We start from the raw sequence: 20,725 nt of genomic DNA, 5'->3' as shown, positions 1-20,725 counted from the left end.
GTTTATAAACTAAAAAATGCCTGACTCTTACGTATACGCAGAGATCAGGCATTTAATTAATGCTTTTATCCTAATCTCTCCTTTCCAAATTATTCCGATGTAACGGAATCGGGAGGCTAAACTGTTTCCGGTTTAACCCATCGGCTAGCAAACCATTTTAAAGGTTTAAGAGCTCGGAGATTTATATTTAACAACTTATTGCTAAGTTATGTTTTTAAGCTTGATTAGCCCAAATATTTTTTTAAAAAAACACAAGTTGCATGCCGACTAAGTTTTACTAATAATTTTGATGCTCAAAATTAAGTGCAATTATGTCGGGGTTAACCCGCATTGACGACGCAATTCAGAAAAAAAGATGATTAGCGGGTTAGCAACCACCAGCAACTCTTTTCTTTTTCTTACGCTTTTTAATTACTGGCTTAGCTGCAGCTGGAGCACTTTCAGTGGCCGCATTTAAATTACCACCACCTAAAGCCGCACTAGCTCCTTGTCGGAAATCGTAACGTGCAAACTCATCATCAGGGCTCGTTGATTTGGGCTTCTGCGGATTCATGATGGTTTCGGCATAATAGTTTAATCCACCCTGAAGCACATAGTTGTTGATGTATCCAAGCTGACGCGTTATCATCCATGCCTCATTGGCCGATGTTGCTCCATTTGAATAGAATACATTCATCGTTACATCCTGATTCAGATAGTCTTCGTTTTCCGTCGATAGAATATCTGCTAAAGGAATATTGATGGCTCCAGGTAAATGGAATTTGTCGTAACTATCCTTGTCGCGCACATCAATTAGTTGCAATGAAGGATCCTTCTGAACCAACATGTGAGCAACTTCATCTGGCGAAACAAATTGCATGCCTTCCTTCACCTCCTCAAGCATCTGCTCAGCATTCAACTTATAAGGTCGGGTAGTATTTTCGGGTACGGCAGCAATGATTATTCCCAGGGGGATTATGGCCATTGCTAATTTTAATCGCATGTTCATGATTATCGCTTTTAGCTGCTAGCGATTAGCTAGTAGTTTGTTGTTAATGTAATTGTCAATCAATCTAAAACTCTATTTAGTATTCTTCTCTTGGGAATTTCTTCTCGGCCCATTCAGCGACAAAGAACATACCAAGTGCAATAAGGATTAATATTAAACCAAAGGTGCCACGCGACATGTTTAAAAATTCATTGATGGTTGGGGTTCCCATGTTTTCGGCATAAAATAACTCTTCAACCAAAGGAAATGCTTCGGTGAAAAGCAATACACCAATTACTAAACCTCCAATAAAGCTCAAAGCATCAAGTTTGCCAATTGATAAGGCACAAAATGCTGTTCCAGGGCAGAATCCACCCAATATAAATCCAACACCCATAACGGCACCACCAACCATGGCCGAATATAAAAAGGTAGGATTAATGTATATAAGGCTTAAATCGATCCATCCAAATAGGCTGAAAAATAATAAACCTAACATGGCCACAACGGCGGCCGTAAAAAATACTTTAAGCACAGTAGAATCGTAACCGTAAAACTGGCCTGCAAGTTTGCGCGATGATGAAAAGCCACTGCTTTCAAGTACAAAGCCAAATCCAATACCTATGATGAAAGCCATCACAAGATTAGTGTTTGCTGATATTATTTCGTATACAACTAAAGGTCCCATATCTGTTTCTTAATTAAATCCATAATTTACGTGCAATATAAGCTAAGGCGAAAGCCGTTCCGAAGATGAAGGCCATGGTAATAAATCCGCCAAGCGAAAGTACAGCCATGCCACTCAATGCAGAACCACTTGTACAGCCACGACCCAATTGCGAGCCAAAGCCAAATAAGATGCCGCCAATGGCAGCAAAAATCAATCTAACCTTACTGGTGATTTTGGGACTATGCTCCACTTTTAATTTTAAGCGACCCGCAAAGGCACCTGAGATGAAACCACCCACAAGCACACCCAACATTTCCCATACTAACCAATCTTTTAATGGTCCTCCGGGATGCGATTCCTTATAGTTGCTATAAAAATCAGTTGTTTCAACATGTGTTGGTGCAACTATTTCAACACTCGCAACTACGGCACTCTTTACGGCTCCACTGGCACCCAAACCTCTACCCGAGAAGTAAAAGGCAGTGAGTAATACTAAGCCGAGTAAGGTACCACCCAAATATGGGTTGAGGTATTTTTTACTACGATCTTCGTTCATATTTCTATATTTTAATCTTTATTTTCTATTTAAATCGTCCTGGTCATAAAGTCCCCGAATTAACGGACTTCGGACTGCAAGCCCCGAACTGTCTGCTTCGAGCTCAGGACTCTGTTAATATAACCAACGGCTCATTTGACCTGCATAGGCCATAATAAAACGGAATAATAATCCACCAAATAATACCAAGGCAGGTGCTAACATGTAAGGAATTTTAATTTTGCGCATTTCCATTACTTCCAGTCCGGCCGGAATAACTAAACCTAAGCCTACAACAAAAATCCAGAATGGAGCAGTAAACTCTCCGCCCAAAAACATAGCTGCCGCATCTATTTGTACCTGCGTACTTGCATTGAATCCCATGAACATATGTACGATCAAGAATAATTCGATGGCAATCAGTACCAGGTCGATGCGAGCAAAGGCATGTCGTTCAGCTTTTGATTTGGATAAGATGATAATGGCTGCTGCGCCTGTTGACATACCAGAGATTAAAAACAATGGCCCAAGTATGGAAGTGTTCCATAGTGGACGTGCATTAAAGGCTGACAACAATATGCCTGTATATATACCTAGAATAACCGAAAGAATCATGATGGTCCAGGCAATGGCTGTTTTGTAATTTTCCAACCATCTTAGAGCATCTTTGATAATATTGAATTTCCAGTCCCATTTAGGGAAAAGGCTTTTTATATTGAAGGCTGCCCAAATTGCAGATAATGGCATGATGGCCATTAAAGTCCATGCGCCCCAACTCATAGGTGATTCAATCTTAAAAGCGGTATAGAGTCTCCAAAAGTAGAGCTTGTGTTTTAAGTCAAGCATCAGGAATAACAGTCCTAATCCAATTAAGATAGGAGTGATAATCGGTGCTAACTTTACGGCAGTTGGATATTCCTCGCTCTTACCTTTGATGTAGAAGTAAGATGCAAAAAATAAAATACCAGCGGCTAAACCACCCAAGAAAAGGTAGGCAGGTATGTGCCATTCCCATATTTGTAATTGTGGATCGATATGTGGATTCATTCGACCACTTACGATTAATTCTTCTCTCATTTTTTTATCTTGAATGGTTTATATCAAAAAGTATAATTGAGGTTTTGTACCTGCTTCAGGAATCAAAGTTTTGTATTTACGCTTCTTAATCACTTTGCTAACATCTGAATTTGGATCGTCTAAATCACCAAAATACATACATTTAGTTGGGCAAACGGCGACACAAGCTGGTGATTGTCCTTTTTTAGTGCGATGCTCGCAGAAAGTACACTTGTCAACATAGCCTTTGGGGTGTGTATATCTTGCATCGTAAGGGCACGAGGCTATACAAGCTCCACATCCAATGCATTTATTTTTAGTTACCATCACAATTCCACCATCGCTGTAATGACTAGCTCCTGTTGGGCAGCAACGTACGCATGGCGAATTTTCGCAGTGGTTACACCTTTCTGATCGATGTTCCAACTCTAGTTGTGGATAGGTACCATCTGTTACTTCCACGATCCAGTCGCGGCAGTAACCAATGGGTACATCATTTTCCGTTTGACAAGCTACAACACAGTCGCTGCAGCCTACACATTTCTTTGTATCAACGGCCATTGCATATCTCATAGTTGTCTATTTTAAGCTTTTGAATATTTAAATGTTACAAAATTACCTCTCATGCCTGTTCCTCCCATAATCGGATCCATCATCACATTGGTGATTAATTCAGTATCGCTGGCACCTTTACCAAAGGCTCTGCTCAATTGTTTTTTGGAGTGACCAAAACCATGTACCATGTATACAGAGTCCCATCTGATGCGTTCAGTAATCCTTACTTTAATTGGGAAGCTGGAGGTTACATTGTCTTGATTTTGCAAGTATATTTCTTGTCCATTTTTCAGATCCCACTCTTTGGCAACTTTTGGGTTGACCCATACCGTGTTTTCATCCATTAAATCCGTTAAGTTCGGATTATTAGCCGTACGTGAGAAGGTATGCATTGGAGCTCTACCATATATCAGACGATAATAACCTTGAGGTGGTTCAGGGTGTTGAGTGAATTTTGGCATCGGATCAAAGCCGTATTCTTCAAGAGAAGTAGAGTAGAGTTCAATCTTACCTGTATTGGTGTTAAATTCTATTTCCTCTCCATCTGTATAATATAGATCATCATACGGGCGATCCATTTTTTTAACACCTATGCGTTGCATTTCTTCCAAGGAAGTGCCTACTTTTTTAAGTTGATAATCCAGTTCTTCCTCAATGGAATCAAATGGAAAATAGTCACCTTTACCCAAGCGTTCAGCTAGATTCTTAGCCATCCACCAAGCTGGTTTGGTGTTGTATTTTGGTTTCATGGCCGGCATGCGCAGGGCAATCGTCGGTTCGCGATGTTGTGTAACGCGCAACGAGTCGTATCTTTCTAAATAGGTACACTCAGGCAGAATAACATCAGCAAAACCTGTTATCTCCATTGGCATTGTATCAACTACTACCATCAAATCTAAGGCATTAATAGCCTCCAAGGTATTAGGCCGATTGGGTAAGGTCTCGATGAGGTTGGTGCCATTTACAATCCATGCTTTAATACTACAATCCATGGTAGCACTTGGAACCGTTGCATCACATACACCATTTGCCAAAGCTAAATCTGCCAATTCGTATTTGCCACCCATGGCATCGCGCCAGGTACGTCGTGGCTTTGGGTATGGAGGATGAGGTACGCCCGGCACTTTCGCTTTGTCTGGTATATAAAAACCACCACGTCGGCCCCATGAGCCTAATAATGCATTCAACATAGCCACCGCGCGCAGGCGCTGAGTATCATCACCATACCAGGTTACATGTCGGCCGGGGTGAATAATAACCGCTGGAGAGGCATTACCCATTTCACGCGCCGTTTCACGTATTACCTGAGGCTTAATAGTTGTGATACCATAGGCCCATTCAGGTGTCATGTGTTTCACATGTTCTTTTAGTTGCTCAAAACCAAAGGTATATTGTTCTACATATTTCTTATCATAGCGCTCTTCATAAATTAGGACGTGCATCCACGCCAATAACAGAGCCAAATCGGTACTTGGTTTTATAGGTAGCCAGAATTTTGATTTGCCCGCAGCGGTTGAGAAGCGTGGATCAACCGTAATAATAGTTGCTCCCTTGTCAATTGCGTCAGACATCTCCTGCACATGGCCGTTATGCATGTTCTCACCAATGTGAGAGCCAATAAGCACCATGCAGCGTGTGTCACGTATATCGGTAGGTTCCGGAGAGCTTAGTCCATCGCCAAAGGTAGCAATGAAGCCAACCTCACGTGGGCCGCGACATTGCGCATAGGAAGGAGCAGTTATGTTTTGCGATCCCAAGGCTTTTAGCAGGTTACCAAAATAATTACCTCCTGAGCCATGAGTAAATAAAGCAATGCATTCCGGACCGTGTTCTTCAATTACTTTTTCGAGCTTAACACTGATGTAATCAAATGCTTCATCCCAACTAACTTCCTTAAAAGTTTGTGAGCCATCGGCAGCATTAACCCTGATCATCGGATTTTTCAATCGATCTTCGTCATAGTACATGCCTACACCACCGGTTCCGCGCGGACAAAAGCGGCCATTGCTATTAGGATCATCTTCATGACCTATTATTTTCTGGATTTTACCATCGTCATTCTTGTAAGTCCAGCCAGCACATTTCCAGAAACAAACCTCGCAATAGGTTGGCGTTCGCTCAAGGTCATGTGGCATTTTCCAAGGGCCTTTACTATTTTCGGGAACCACTTTATTATTCTTGGCCATCAATAATTGTGAGCCCACAATTGCACCTGTTGTACCAAGTGCCGAAATCTTAATAAATTCACGTCTGCTATTCCTCATCAATGTAAAGATTTATGAGTTCTACGTACAAAATAAGGAAAATATACAGATAATTAGATGTGTGAATCTATTGATATTTAGACTTAATATTAATAAGGCATTTGTTTTTGCTATAATCGTTTGTAATATAGTGTGTTTTGAATATTCTATTCCGATTCGTAGCTTTATGAGCTAACAAAAATCATGTAATGAAAATTAGTGGTGTCGTATTAGCTGGCGGTAAAAGTTCTCGAATGGGAGCCGATAAGGGGATGCTTGATTACAAGGGAAAAAAACTTGTTAGTTACGCTATTGAATTATTAGAAGCTTATTGTGATGAGATAATTATTAGTACTAATTCGCCCCTATATGGTCAGTTTGGATTTAAGGTTATTGCAGATTCGTTTTTGTCTAAAGGACCATTGTCTGGTATTTACGAAGGATTAAAATTTGCGACCAATGATAAGGTATTAGTTTTGTCATGTGATATGCCCAATTTAAACAAGGAAGCTATTGAAGTCTTGATTGCTGAAATTGATGAAAAGCATGATTGTTTTATTCCATCCGTAAATTCAAAATTTCAACCTTTATTTGCTGTTTATAATCGACGCTTGTTATCTGCAATGGAGCAACACTTATTAGCTGATAAGCTCAAGATGATGACTTTTATAGAAGGTGTTTCTTCCAAGATTGTTTCTTTCGATAGTTTGCTTGAGAGCTATCCATTACTATTTCAAAACTGTAACAGACCAGAGGATTTATCCTTATCATAAATTGTAGCACTTCTAAAGTGCTATTACCGCTTTTTTGGCCTTTCATTTTTTATCATAAGATAGCCAGTAAATGACGTTTATGTTGATGGATGATTCATTTTATTTGATGAATGCATTTAATTCATTTATAAATTGGCTGAGAGTAAGGGTTAAAAAGAGTTAATTTTTATTTTTTATGTATAAGTTTGTAAGTATTAAGGACGAGAGCGTATTTGTGGTAATTATTTCATGACAATAATAATCATGTCATGGTATCGCATATTTAAATATTTTTGGGGATGAAAGTTATAATACTTTGGATCGGTTTAGTTCTTGCGGGAGCTAATTTTATACATTTATCTGCTCAGCCAATTGCAACAATTGTTAGTGCTGATGAAACTTTTTGCGAGAGTGGGAATCCAGTTTTACAAATTAGGTTTGAAAATGGGGAAGCTCCATATGGTGTTGTATATGAAATAGTAAATCTTGAAACTGGAGGAAAAAGTATTCAGAAGGAACTTAATCAAGATATATTTGAGAATGATTTGGAAAATGGTATTTGGTCTACGAGTACGATAAATGTAGGAAGTACTTCTGAAATTAACCTAATTGAGGTTTTTGATAACTCAATTCCTGCTGCAGATTGGAAATATTTTCTTAATGATAATGGCTATGGCTCAACAGATGTGCATGGGCAAATGAATATAATTATTAATGATAAACCACAGCCTGAAGCTGGTCCCAATGAAGATAAAATCTGTGAGTTTTCTTATCAGCTTAAAGGATCTTTACAAGATCCGACTAATAACATGTTATGGGAAATTACGAGTGGGGGAGCCGGTGAGTTTGATTTCCCAGATACACCAAATGCAACTTTCACACCTGATGCACCAGGTATATATACGCTTACTTTAAATGAAGAATTTGGAGCTTGTAAAGGAGCAGATGCTGGAACGGATGAGGTTCAATTAAACATTAAAGGCCATGCCATATCTGTTATAAGTGGTAATGTTGAAATTTGCTCAAATGATGGTTTGGATTATGATTTGTTAGCAAATGTAAATTTTCAAGGAGATGGTGATTTCACTTACGACATTAGTGATGGAGTAAATACTATAAAAAATCGTACTGGTGATGTAGGCGATAATGCTTTACCTGCGATAGATGCGATGCAAGCCGCTGAGTGGCGTGTGATTAAAGTGGCTGATGCCAATGGATGTGAATCACTTACGGAGAGTATGACTGGTGTAGCTACTATTGTAGATAGAAAGCCAAACGCTTCAATTATTAAAACAAAAGATTTTAATTGTTCTAATTCTTTAAGATTAGAAGCAGTGCTGGATAAGGGGGAGGGAGGACGTTGGTTAAGTAACTCGTTAGTAACTTTTACTCCAGATGATCAGCCTATAACTATGGCTACAGCTCCAAGTTATGAAACACATAAATTAATTTGGGAAGAAACTAATTTGGGCTGTAGTGAGCAAGCAAGTGTTGATATCACGTTTGTTGACCCACCAAAGTTAACGCTCCTTAAAGCTGATACCGCTATATGTAATGGAAGTACAGCTATGCTTAGAGTTTCAACAGTAAGTGCTCATTACGATTTGGATTTAAGTTATTCAGATGGAACTAATTCTTCAATAATTGAAATCAAAACTCCTTACTCAGAAATTCCTTTAACACCTTCAGGTAATGGATTAGCAGCTTATCAGTTGATTAGTATCACAGATGCTGCTAAATGCTCAACCGATTTAAGCGATGTGTTTAATGTTACTGTCAACAATCTGCCGACTCCAAATGCGGGAGTATACGATCCAGAATGCGGCTCATCTATTTTGTTAAATGCTGTATTAGGTGAGAACGAAAGTGGAACATGGTCTTCGATTTATGGCGTATTTACTGATGTTAATGACCCTAAGGCTACTTTTAGTGTTGATGAATCCAATCAATTGGTAACGCAGATGTTTGATGTAAACTGGTCGATTGTGAATGATCTTAATAACAATTGTACGGCACATATTACCACTCAAGTTATTCTAGACAAAAAACCAGCTAATGTATCGGCAGGAAAAGATACAACCATTTATAACGATGATAAATATAAGTATGCTGCGACAGGGCTAGAAGATGGAATGACCGGCTTATGGACATCTAATACTGATGTCTTCTTTAGTGATGTCAATGGAGAGAACGGAACTGCTTCTGAATTGAAAATGGGAGAGAATGAATTAACATGGGCGGTATCGAATGGAGTTTGTGAAGCTGAACCTACTACAATTGTGGTTACTGCAAAAGGCTTAACTAACCCAACAGGATTTTCTCCAAATGGTGATACTATTAATGATACCTTTATGATTGGAGGAGCTAATAAAGTCGAAAATAACAAGCTGTTGGTTTTTACAGTGGAGGGTAAGTTGGTTTACGAGAAGGAAGAATTTGGACATGATGGTGATATAGGATGGAACGGTGTTGGAATGGACGGATCAAAACTTAAAAATGGTACTTATTATTATGTTTTCACAGGTGATGGTATTTCACCCGTGAAAGATTTTCTTGTGATTAAAGGGAATCAATAAACACTTAAATAGATGAATAAATTTGTAAGTATAGTGTTGTTTGTTCTTGTTGGTGGAGTATCTGCTGTGGCTCAGAAAGATTTGGTGATGAGTCAGTACATGCATAATCGCTACTCGGTAAACTCTGCTTTTGCCGGTAACAGAGAAGCACTTTCTTTAAATGGAACTTTTCGTAAAAAATGGATGGGCATTAATGGCTCGCCATCTGCTCAATATTTTAGTGTGCATTCGCCCTTAAGAAACGAAAAAATAGCACTCGGGTTAGATGTGTATAATCAACAGTACGGTGTTACACGTCAAACGGGCTTTTCTTTGTCATATACCTATCGACTAAAATTAGATAATGATCAGATATTAAGTTTTGGTTTGAGCGGAGGAATGTCATTTAATGCTTCGAACTGGACAGATATTACAACTCTGGACGAATTTGTGGAAGATCCGGAATTTCAAAATAATGAGAATGTTTCGTCGCCATTGGTGGGATTTGGAGCGGCATGGTATGGAAAAAACTTTTTTGCCGGTGTATCGGCACCAAACTTATTTAAGTATGACATAAGTGAGGGAGGTAGCTCTGAGTTTGCGCCTGGAGATGTAAATTATATTGTAACTGGTGGTTATTTGTTTGAGCTAAGTAAACAATTCGATTTGCAACCAACAGTTCTCACACGTTTTAATCCGGCAGAGACAACACATGTTGATTTGAATGCTACCCTTATTTACAGTGAGATGATTTGGTTGGGCGTATCGTATCGAACAACTAGTGATGTAGTTGCCTTGTTGGGTTACCAGGTAACACCTCAATTACGCTTCTCCTATAGTTTTGATTATTCATTGGGGGAGATCAGTGCCTATAATAATGGTACTCATGAAATCGGTATTCAATTTGATTTTGGATATAAGATCAAAACACCTAATCCTAAATTCTTTTAAAAATAGCTTCGCATGCGAATAATATATAGTCTTATATTTTTTCTGATAACTGCTTTAACATACAGCTCATTTGCGCAAGATGTTGAAGTTAAAAAGTTATCAGTGAATTCGAGAAGTGGAAATGAGATGGCACCTTTCTTTATGGATTCCACGCTTTATTTTAGTTCCAATAGGAGCAATTCTTTATTTTTAAAATACTACAACGAGGATAAGGAAAACCTTTATCATATCTATCAAGCTGTGTTACGAGCAGATTCAAGCTGGACAGAGCCTCAGCAGTACATGAAGGATTATTTTTCTCCATTTAATACAGGTTCCATCGTATTGTCAAAAGATGGTGATCAAATGTATATTGGCCAGAATACATACGATACCTATAAGCGTAGCCAAAAAAGCAAGAATGGTAATGGCATGGGCGTGTATGTGTCAACAGATGGTAATAGAGGATGGTCCAGAAAAAGCAGCATGCCTTTTAATTCCCGTCGAGATTACAATACTGGTCATCCGAGTATATCAGACGATGGTCGTTTTTTGTTTTTTACTTCTGATAATGCTGAAGGACAAGGTAAAACTGATATCTATTATTCTGAAAAGATTAATGATGAATGGGGGCCAGCCATTAATATAGGTGATCAAATTAATACCGCCGAAACAGAGGTATTTCCTTTTTACCATTCAAGCGGCAAATTGTTTTTTGCTTCTGATGGACATGGAGGAGAAGGTGGTTTAGACCTTTTTTATTCGATACAAACGGCAGATGGTTGGAGTAAGCCTGTTTCTTTTGATAAAGACATCAATACCGAGGCCAATGAGTTTAGTTGTTATATAGGCGATGATGAGCAATGGGGTTTCTTTGCTTCTGACCGCGAAGGAAGAGATAATATTTTCCGTTTTGATAGAGGATTTCCTGTATTTGAAGCTTGTGAATTACAAGAAGAGGAAACGTATTGTTATAAGTTCTTTGATGAAGTAATGGAGGATGAATCTGGGCCTTATATCTACCGTTGGACATTCGGTAATTCTGAAAGTTTGGATGGTGATACCGTTCGTTACTGTTTTGATCGTCCAGGTGAGTACGAAGTAAAATTGAGCCTAATAGACACTTTGGTTAATCAAGAAGTTTTTGCATTGAGCGAGTATACTTTAGATGTTTTAAGGCCCGAACAATTGTATATTACTTGTCCGGATGATTTGGTAGTTAATGATTTAGTTACCCTTAGTGTGGCAAACTCTAATTTGGGCGATTTTGAAGCAAAAGAGTTTTATTGGGAATTAGATGACGGAAGATTGCAAAAAGGTGAAACTATTCAGCATATTTTTCGAACAAAGGGTAAGTACATTATTAAATGTGGAGCAGTATCGAGTGTGCATCCTCAACTAAAAATGTGTTCATCAATTGAAATTATTGTAACTGAGTAACTATGAATAAAGCATATCAATTATTAGTGTTTCTGTTTTTTGCGGTACTTGTAGCACAAGCTCAGCCAGTACCGGGAGCCGATGAGAATATTCCTAACTTAGTTACATTTGGTGGTGATTCAGAGACCTATTGGGGTGATGATAACTTCTGCCAGATTATTTTCTTTTCTGTGCCTGAGACGCATTCGGCACCAATTTACATTCGTGTTTACGATCCGGATATTGGAGGAGGCAATGATGAGCAGCAAGGAGAATGGGATACACGTATGCGTTTTGGCATTTATGGTGGAAAAGGAAGTTGTTCTAATCAGGATGCACGAGATGGAAACCTGGATGGAGAATACGATAGTGGTTCTTTACTTGATTCCAAATCATTTGATGATGATCCCGAATATGATTTAAAATGGTATACTTTTGGCCCATTTAATCCAACGGAAGGTGAGTATTTGCCTGAGGATGGCGGTTATATTTTTAAGATAGTAGTTGAGGGCCTTTCAGGAGGAGATGGTAATCTATACCGTTTGTTTCTAAGTTCTCAGGAAAATGCCAATCACGAAGTGGAGGGGGCTTTTGCTTATTACTTTAAGTATAAATTTCGTTTACACGACGATGTCAATCAGATTTCACACATTTATCCTTATATAAACGATTCATCTACTGTGTACATCAAGCAATCCAATTTTGATTGGGATAACGATGGTGTAATAATGGTTCGTTCCATTGATCGTAAAGGGAGTTTAATGAAAACTTCGGGTGACGATCATTGGTCACATAGTAACTTTAAGATCCGCGAACGTGAATATTATTCGTCATTAGATATTCGAATGGTAAAGAATAAGAGTGCTCGAATAAAAAATAACAATGTTGTTATTCGTTTAGAAAATCAGGATGGTGAAGGTTTAAAGTTGTATAGTGTTCCAATTGGCGGAATACCTAAATACATACCAAAGGCTACTCACGTAAAAGACTAATTAAATAGAAATGGGTTACTATAAAACCATAAGGTGTTCGCTTGTTTTGTTTTTGATAGTCATTTGCTGTTTTTTTTCAGCGGATATCAATGCGCAATCATTCGATTTTAAAAACTACAATAGCGAAATTGGTTTGCCTCAGAACTATATTTATGGTGTGGAGCAAGGTAATAATGGCTACATCTGGATGGCAACAGGCGAAGGCTTAGTTCGCTATGATGGATTCGATTTTAAGGTATTTACTACATCTGATTCCCTGGCTCATGATTTTATCAACACCATGCATGTTGCAAAAAATGGGAATTTATGGTTAGGTCATAAAAATGGTGATTTAACGTATTATAAAGACGGCATTTTTACAAAGTATGTTATAGATGAAACATCTCAGTTAATAACAGATATTTCAGAAGATGACCAAGGGGGAATATGGGCTGTTGAGCAAACAAAGGGTCTTATACATATTTCAAATTCGGGTGAGGTGAGCACCTACTTTGGCAGAAAAAAATATGGAAATCGACGTTACTATTCAATTCAGGCTTTAACCCCGTGGAAATTTCTGGTGGGTACTGATGATGGTCTGGTTCAGTTTCATTTTACTGACTCTAATTATAGCTCGGTTCTAATTACTGATGTTGAAGGTATCCCTCAGGAGAAGATTAACGTTATTGTGCCTTGCAAAGGTGGTGTGAATGAGTATTGGATTGGTACCAATGGAGACGGTTTTTATAAGTATAAGTATGGTTCATCCGAATCGGAGCAAATAACGGATAACAAACTGTGTTTAAAATTTAATATTGAACGAGAAACTGTTAATGATATTTTCGAAGATCAAGATGGTCACTTGTTGATTGCAACCAAGAGAAATGGTGTTATTAAATTGTTTTACGACAGTGAGCGCGATATCTTTCATGAGTCAATGAACTTTTCTACCATCAATGGATTAAATGTTGATTACGTTACAGGTATCTTAAGTGATAGAGAAGGAAACTATTGGTTTGGGACCTATGGTGGTGGTGTTGCATCACTCATCAATCAGTATTTTATCTTTTACGATCTTGAAGAAATTGGATTTAAAAGTCAGAAAGTTTATTCAGTTTTAGAGTCTGGTAATGAACTTTGGTTGGGATTGGATAATGGTTTAATCAAACATGATCCTTTGTGTTTTACCGATTTTGAGTTTTACGATCCAGCTTTGGGCATTCCTCGCGATAAGATTGTAAAGTTATATGAGGATGAAAATGAAGTTTTATGGGTAGCATCTGCAAATAATGGACTTTATTATCGCCCCAAAGGAGAGCTTCGTTTTAAACCATTTGTTTATACTAAATCCGCTTCAGGTAAAAAGATTAATGACATAATTGGCTTTGAAGAAAAATTATACTTGGGTACAAGTGAGGGTTTATATGTAATAAATACAAGAGATAGATCTCAGATTTTTTACGACATGGCCAATGGTTTGTCGCACAACACGATCAATTTTGTTTATCGTGATATGGATGGTGTGATATGGGTTGGTACCAAGGATAATGGAATTTGTAGTGTCGTTGAAAATAAAATAGAACGTCATAAAATCCTGAAAGCTGCAGTTAATGTGGTTGATATGACGGAAGATAAGGATGGGAATAAGTGGTTGGCTACCAAAAATAAGGGTATTCTCATGTACTCAGCCGATAGCTTAAGAAGTATTACCATCGAGTCAGGATTGAAAAAGAACTATTGCTATAGTATCGATTGTGATAGTAAAAATAGATTATGGGTTTGCCATCATGTTGGTTTGAGTAGTGTTGATTTGAATACCGGTCAGATTCGTACTTTCGATTACGAAAACAATATGGACGGTGAGTTTAACCAAGTGATAAAGGCAGAAAATGGCACGCTTTGGTTTGCTTCAAGTGATGGGGTGGTTAATTATAACCCACTAGGTGATATTGTCAATCAAGTTGCGCCATTACTAAACTTAACTTCACTTAAAATAGATGATGAAAGTTATCCAGCTAATAAGCCAATTAAGCTTAAATTCCCCTATGGTAAAAATTACTATAATTTAAAGCTTGAATTTCGCGCCATAAGTTTTGTTAATCCTGAAGGAGTTAAGTATGATTTTAAAATTGATGATATCGGTGCATCAAAAGAGGATCAAAAGGAATGGTCGAAGCTTGGTAAAATAAACTTTAAGGAGATAGATTACTTACGTAACGGAGATCACAGAATTCGTTTAAGGGCTTATAATGCCGATGGTGTTAGTACTATAACACCAGCTACTATTGATGTGTTAATTAGTAAACCATTTTGGGAAACTATTTGGTTTATTATTCCATCAGCAGCGTTTATTGTGTTTTTAATATTTCTGTTTATAAAATATCGCGAACGTAAGTTACAGCACCAAAAGCAAATTTTACAGCGGGAGGTGGCCTCACAAACTGTTGTGTTGCGTGAGCAAAAGGATGAGATAGAACGTAAAAACAGAGATATAACGGATAGTATTAACTATGCCAAGAAGATTCAGTCATCCATTCTTCCACCATTATCGGAACTGAATGAGGTGTTGCCCGATTCCTTTGTTTACTTTTTACCGCGCGATATTGTTAGTGGTGATTTCTATTGGTTTAATAGGTCTAAGGATTATATGGTAATTTGTTGTGCTGATTGCACTGGGCACGGTGTTCCTGGAGCGTTTATGTCGATGATAGGTACCACAATATTAAACGATATCTTCAGGTTACCTGAGATAAATTCACCTGCCGCAATGCTCGAAAGGCTGGATAAAGAAATAAAAGTCTTGCTGCAAAAGAACGAAGATTCAGAGAGCAAGGATGGTATGGATATTTCGGTAATTGAAATTCATCTGCCAACTAACAAAGTGAGACTTGCTTCGGCCAAACGTCCGGTATATCTGATTATAAATGATGAAATGACCTTGTATAAAGGTAACAGACGAAGTATTGGTGACGACATGGATGATGGCTTAGGTGATTTTGTAAATATTGAATATAACTGCTCTAAGGGTGATCAAATTTATATGTTCTCCGATGGATATCCAGATCAATTTGGAGGGCCATTAGGCAAAAAGTTCATGAAAGTGGGAGTTCAGAATCTGATAGAAGAGATTTATGAGAAGCCTGCAGATGAACAGTACAAAATGGTGAAAGAGAATTTTGAAAATTGGATGGGAGAATTGGAGCAAATTGATGATGTACTATTCATGGGTGTAAAGTTGTAAATACCATAATATGATACTGATTAAGAGCCGCATTTATTGCGGCTCTTTTTTTTTGTAAAAAAAGTTCCAAAAAATGTGTTACGATTTCGACTTTTGGGTATTAATAGATAAAGTTGCTATTAATCCTAACACAAAATGAAACGAGCATATAAATTTTAATCTTGGAGATATTGTCAAAGTAGAGGCGTTTATCTAGCGATTAAATTTTTATGAGAGTTCCATCTGGTAAAATTAAAATTATAAACAGATGAAATTACACGATGAAATCTTGAGAAAGTTGGTTGAAAAGGGAACATCAGCATGGACTGATATTCAACTAAATATATCTAATAAAACCAAAGTGCTACACCATATAAATCAACGACTTTCAAATTTCGCTACACCTCATGAGGAGAATGATGTGAAGATTAAAATTATTAGAGAAAGCTGTCGTTCAATTAAATCGAAATATCCTAACTACTCAAAGGATGTGGATGTAATAATCAATCGATTTGAGCATAACCTGAAGTTTGATAATATGGCTGTTTTGCCTTTCAAACAACTAGATGCGTTAACGTATCGAATTTTTTTAAAGCAAAACTTATATGCTTTTACTGGATAAGAAAATATTCTGTTAATATTGCTTGTAAAAGAGAGAAATCAAACGTGATTTCTCTCTTTTTCTTTTTAGGATAGTTATTTAAGGATTAAGAGGAGATTCCTCTTTCATCGTTAAGTTCAATAAAATACTCAAATAGGGCTGTGGTTAATGTCCTGCAATTTAAACCTTTAGTCGTTGAATAAAATGTCTTTAAAATAACCACAGCCCTTTTCTAAACCCATGAGAAACTATTCACTTTCGCCAATAGTTAAATACGCTTTCGCATTCAAATATATAGACACTTAAATCTGTAAAAAGGGTGATAAGGATTCGTGTTAATTTTGCTTTTTCTACTATTTAATACTTAATTGATGCGAAGTCAGCGTGTTATGATATGATTTCTTTTTATTTAACTTTGCTAAAAAATAATGACTAATGAGCAAGGATCGGAAACCACACGTTGGCTTATTTGGCCGGCGTAATAATGGTAAAAGTTCTATAGTAAACAGATTGGCTAATCAAGAAGTAGCCATTGTGTCTGATTATGCGGGTACCACAACAGATCCTGTTAAAAAGTCCTTTGAAATATCTGGCTTTGGGCCAGTTGTACTTATTGATACCGCAGGCGTTGATGATGAAGGAGAATTAGGTAAAAAGCGTGTGGTAAAAACGATGCAAGCAATTAAGTTGGTTGATTTGGCCATTTTAGTTGTTGTAAACAATGAGTGGGCCAATGAAGAAAAGCAGCTTGTTGAAGCATTTCAGAAACAGGATACGCCGTACATAATTGTGCATAATAAATCGGATTTAAATAAACCGACGGATACATGGATTGAACGTGTTAATATTAAAGGATGTAGTGGCACCATAGTTTTTAATACTATAGATAATAAACCTGATGAATTAATTACTTTGATCAAGAAATCGATTCCTGAATCTGCCTACTCTACTCCATCTTTACTGGGAGATTTGGTTCGATATGGCGATATCGTTTTATTAATCACACCAATTGATATTGAGGCACCTGAAGGTCGATTGATTCTGCCTCAGGTACAGGCTATTCGTGATGCACTTGATAACGATGCAATATGCATTGTGCTTAAGGAACGTGAAGTGGATGCATTTTTGAAGAAATCAGCCATTAAGCCTGCATTAGCCATTACCGATAGTCAAATTTTCCTCAAAGCTGATGCATCTATTCCCAAGGACATTCCCCTAACAAGTTTTAGTATTCTATTGGCTCATTTTAAAGGTGACTTTGACAATTACCTAAAAGGAACGCCCAAAATTGATGATTTAGATAACGGTGATAGGGTATTATTGTTAGAATCATGTTCTCATCATGTGGCTTGCGACGATATTGGAAGAGTAAAAATTCCGAGGTGGATTTCGACCTATACTGGAAAAAACCTGCAATATGATGTTGTTGCCGGACTGGATAAGGTAGAGCGTCCTATTGGTGATTATTCATTAATCATTCAGTGTGGTGCATGTATGATTACGCGTAAGCAATTACATAACAGATTGGGCGAAGCAAAAGATTCAAATGTGCCAATTACTAATTATGGTATGACAATTGCTTATGTGCAAGGAATATATCAACGGGCAGTCGCTCCTTTTGTGCAAAATCAAAAAGAGATAGGTACTGATTACCTATAAAGAAATAGGTACATAATTATAAAATAGCTTGCAATTTATAACATCTGACACATTAACTTGTTTATTAATATATTTGTGTCGTAATCAAAAGTGGGGATATGATTTTTAAAGCTGAACAGAATACAGCCATAGTGTGCGGAGAACACCGTGTGACTTATAGTGATTTAAATGGTAAGATTGTAGCATACAAAAAGATGCTTGAAGGAATTGACGCCAAAAGAGTTGCTATTTATTCAGAAAATCAGGTCGGATGGATATATGCCTTCTATGCTGGTTGGTACACGGATGCTACCCTTGTTCCAATCGATTTTATGTCGTCAATTGATGAAGTTGCTTATATACTAGGTGATTGTACTCCTGAAGTTATTTTTGTATCAAGAGATAAAAAGGAGGATTTAGAGAAGGCCATTGAAAAAGCCGGAGTTGAAATAAAAGTACTCGTTATTGAAGATTGTGAAGAATTAGAGAACAGTCCGATTAATGAGATGCCAGATTTGGATACAAGTAATGAAAGAACGGCTGTGATTATTTATACCTCTGGAACTACGGGAAGTCCCAAGGGGGTTATGCTTTCTTTTGAGAATTTAATTACGAATATCAATGCCGTTACCAATTATATTCCTATTTATTCTGAAAAGGATATGGTGATGATGCTCCTTCCTTTGCATCACATGTTTCCATTAATGGGAACAATGATGGCGCCTTTGTTTGTTGGTGCTACCATTGCTATGTCGCCATCAATGGCTTCTGAAGATATACTTAAAACGCTTCAGGATAATAAGGTTAGCATTATAATTGGTGTTCCGCGTTTATACGCTGCCATACGAAAAGGTATCATGGCCAAAATAGAGAAAAGTTTTGTGGCAAGAACTTTATTTGCGTTGGCTAAGAAAGTTGATTCGCCTAAGTTTTCACGAAAAATATTTAAAGCTGTTCATCAGAAATTTGGTGGCGCAGTTGAGTTTATGGTGGCTGGAGGAGCTGCGCTGGATCCTGAAGTTGGCAGTGATTATAAGACCTTAGGTTTTGAGGTGCTCGAAGGTTATGGAATGACAGAAGCGGCACCAATGATTACATTTACCAGACCTGGTAGAGTTCGAATTGGTAGTCCGGGTGAAATATTACCAGGTGCTGAAGTTAAGATTGTGAACGATGAAATTACGGTTCGTGGTGCAAATATAATGCAAGGCTACTTTAATCGTCCAGAAGAAACAGCTGAAGTAATTAAGGATGGATGGTTGTATACCGGGGATTTAGGAAGGCTTTCTGATGATGGTTATTTATTTATCACAGGGCGAAAGAAAGAAATTATAGTATTGTCAACAGGTAAGAATATAAACCCTGCCGAGATAGAAGCAAAAATTGAAAATACAGCTGCCTGCATTTCGGATATTGGTGTTTTTGCCGAAGGCGATCAATTACGCGCTATTCTTGTACCAAATATGGCAGAATTAGCGGGACTAAATGAACAACAAATTGAAGAGAAAATACGATGGGATGTAATCGATTCCTATAACCAGTCGGTTTCTCCATACAAGAAAATAATGTCGTTTACAGTGTTTAATGGAGAGTTGCCACGAACACGCTTAGGTAAGCTACAACGCTTTTTGTTGACCGATTTGCTGAAGAAAGAAGAAGATGCTATTGAAGAGGTTAATGAGGTAGAACTAAAAGAATTTCAAGTTATTAGTGATTTTATAGCTAATGAAAAGAATTGTCAGGTTCGACCTAATGATCATCTGGAAATGAATCTGGGAATGGATTCGCTGGATAAGGTTGGACTACAGGTTTTTATTCAATCTACATTTGGTGTTGAAATGGAGGTTAATGATATTATGGCTTATCCTTCGGTTCTTAAACTGAGCGAATATATAGCCAGTAAGCGCACACGATTATCCATTGAGAAAATTAATTGGTCGAAGATTCTGAAGGAAAAAGTAAATCTGCCTTTGCCGCGAACATGGTTTACGGGTACTTTATTTGTAAAAATATCAAAGGTGTTTTTTAGTATTTATTTCCGCTTTAGAGGTAATGGAGTAGCCAATATTCCAGATGAACCGTGTATTATTGCGCCTAATCATCAAAGTTATTTTGATGGTTTGTTTGTTGCTTCCTTCCTTAAGAATAAGATGATTCGCAATACTTATTTCTATGCTAAAGAAAAACATGTAAGTTCGCGTTGGATGAAGTTTTTTGCCAATCGTCACCATATTATTGTAATGGATTTGAATAAGGATCTGAAGGAATCCATTCAGAAGATGGGAGAGGCTTTAAAGAAGAAGAAAAACCTGATTATTTTCCCAGAGGGGACACGGTCTTTGGATGGTAAATTAGGTGAATTTAAGAAGACTTTTGCAATCCTGAGTAGAGAATTGGGTGTGCCTATCGTTCCTGTTTCTATCAAAGGTGCTGTAGATGCTTTACCTAAGGGTTCAATTTTTCCGAGACCTTGGCGAAAAGTAAGTGTTGAGTTTTTAAAGCCAGTTTACCCTAAGGATATTACCTATGATGCACTGAGCAATGTTGTGCATGCACAAATCGCGACAAATCAAGAAGTCGTATAAACTAATAATATAAAGCTAGGGTATCTTA

The 20,725-nt window shown here is 37.6% G+C and carries 15 protein-coding genes and 1 riboswitch; of the genes, 9 read left to right on the top strand and 6 right to left on the bottom strand.

Features of this window, described 5'->3' with window-relative positions; translation table 11 throughout:
• Nucleotides 1–61: 61 nt before the first annotated feature.
• Nucleotides 62–191, bottom strand: a riboswitch (molybdenum cofactor riboswitch).
• A 176-nt stretch (nt 192–367) separates the two neighbouring features.
• The 6 genes from ACRD7B_RS01500 to ACRD7B_RS01475 form a co-directional block, all read right to left on the bottom strand.
• Nucleotides 368–988 carry a rhodanese-like domain-containing protein gene (locus tag ACRD7B_RS01500; RefSeq protein ID WP_430822678.1) on the bottom strand — a complete coding sequence of 207 codons (621 nt, stop codon included), beginning with the start codon at nt 986–988 and terminating at the stop codon, nt 368–370.
• A gap of 76 nt (nt 989–1,064) precedes the next feature.
• Complete coding sequence (locus tag ACRD7B_RS01495; protein ID WP_430822677.1) at nt 1,065–1,655, bottom strand: YeeE/YedE thiosulfate transporter family protein; 591 nt, start codon at nt 1,653–1,655, stop codon at nt 1,065–1,067.
• A gap of 13 nt (nt 1,656–1,668) precedes the next feature.
• On the bottom strand, nt 1,669–2,193 hold the full coding sequence (locus ACRD7B_RS01490; protein ID WP_430822676.1) for a YeeE/YedE thiosulfate transporter family protein: 525 nt from the start codon (nt 2,191–2,193) through the stop codon (nt 1,669–1,671).
• A 114-nt stretch (nt 2,194–2,307) separates the two neighbouring features.
• Nucleotides 2,308–3,249: an NrfD/PsrC family molybdoenzyme membrane anchor subunit gene (gene nrfD / locus ACRD7B_RS01485; RefSeq protein ID WP_430822675.1), complete on the bottom strand. Its 942-nt coding sequence runs from the start codon at nt 3,247–3,249 to the stop codon at nt 2,308–2,310.
• 18 nt (nt 3,250–3,267) lie between these two features.
• Nucleotides 3,268–3,801: a 4Fe-4S dicluster domain-containing protein gene (locus tag ACRD7B_RS01480; RefSeq protein ID WP_430822673.1), complete on the bottom strand. Its 534-nt coding sequence runs from the start codon at nt 3,799–3,801 to the stop codon at nt 3,268–3,270.
• An 11-nt stretch (nt 3,802–3,812) separates the two neighbouring features.
• Nucleotides 3,813–6,047 carry a molybdopterin-containing oxidoreductase family protein gene (locus ACRD7B_RS01475; protein ID WP_430822672.1) on the bottom strand — a complete coding sequence of 745 codons (2,235 nt, stop codon included), beginning with the start codon at nt 6,045–6,047 and terminating at the stop codon, nt 3,813–3,815.
• A gap of 188 nt (nt 6,048–6,235) precedes the next feature.
• On the opposite strand from ACRD7B_RS01475, the gene mobA reads away from it, so the two are divergent.
• The 9 genes from mobA (at nt 6,236) to ACRD7B_RS01430 (ending at nt 20,697) form a co-directional block, all read left to right on the top strand.
• A complete protein-coding gene (gene mobA, locus ACRD7B_RS01470; RefSeq protein ID WP_430822671.1) occupies nt 6,236–6,799 on the top strand; it encodes a molybdenum cofactor guanylyltransferase in 564 nt (187 codons plus the stop codon).
• A 278-nt stretch (nt 6,800–7,077) separates the two neighbouring features.
• Nucleotides 7,078–9,354, top strand: coding sequence for a T9SS type B sorting domain-containing protein (locus ACRD7B_RS01465; protein ID WP_430822670.1), 2,277 nt, complete (start codon nt 7,078–7,080; stop codon nt 9,352–9,354).
• A gap of 12 nt (nt 9,355–9,366) precedes the next feature.
• On the top strand, nt 9,367–10,284 hold the full coding sequence (locus ACRD7B_RS01460; RefSeq protein ID WP_430822669.1) for a PorP/SprF family type IX secretion system membrane protein: 918 nt from the start codon (nt 9,367–9,369) through the stop codon (nt 10,282–10,284).
• A gap of 12 nt (nt 10,285–10,296) precedes the next feature.
• Entirely contained in the window at nt 10,297–11,703 is a 1,407-nt protein-coding gene (locus ACRD7B_RS01455; RefSeq protein WP_430822668.1) for a PKD domain-containing protein, read from the top strand.
• A gap of 2 nt (nt 11,704–11,705) precedes the next feature.
• Nucleotides 11,706–12,674: a hypothetical protein gene (locus ACRD7B_RS01450; protein ID WP_430822667.1), complete on the top strand. Its 969-nt coding sequence runs from the start codon at nt 11,706–11,708 to the stop codon at nt 12,672–12,674.
• 10 nt (nt 12,675–12,684) lie between these two features.
• Complete coding sequence (locus ACRD7B_RS01445) at nt 12,685–15,894, top strand: two-component regulator propeller domain-containing protein (RefSeq protein WP_430822666.1); 3,210 nt, start codon at nt 12,685–12,687, stop codon at nt 15,892–15,894.
• Between the two features lie 247 nt (nt 15,895–16,141).
• Complete coding sequence (locus ACRD7B_RS01440; RefSeq protein ID WP_430822665.1) at nt 16,142–16,495, top strand: hypothetical protein; 354 nt, start codon at nt 16,142–16,144, stop codon at nt 16,493–16,495.
• A gap of 414 nt (nt 16,496–16,909) precedes the next feature.
• On the top strand, nt 16,910–18,133 hold the full coding sequence (gene hydF / locus ACRD7B_RS01435) for a [FeFe] hydrogenase H-cluster maturation GTPase HydF (protein WP_430822664.1): 1,224 nt from the start codon (nt 16,910–16,912) through the stop codon (nt 18,131–18,133).
• Nucleotides 18,134–18,231: 98 nt separating this feature from the next.
• Entirely contained in the window at nt 18,232–20,697 is a 2,466-nt protein-coding gene (locus ACRD7B_RS01430) for an AMP-binding protein (RefSeq protein ID WP_430822663.1), read from the top strand.
• Nucleotides 20,698–20,725: the final 28 nt, after the last annotated feature.

The sequence above is a fragment of the Carboxylicivirga fragile genome (genome assembly GCF_050589805.1).
Taxonomy (GTDB): Bacteria; Bacteroidota; Bacteroidia; order Bacteroidales; family Marinilabiliaceae; genus Carboxylicivirga; species Carboxylicivirga fragile.
The sequence above is the reverse complement of the archived record's forward strand: the minus strand, read 5'-3'. Positions and strand labels throughout refer to the sequence as shown.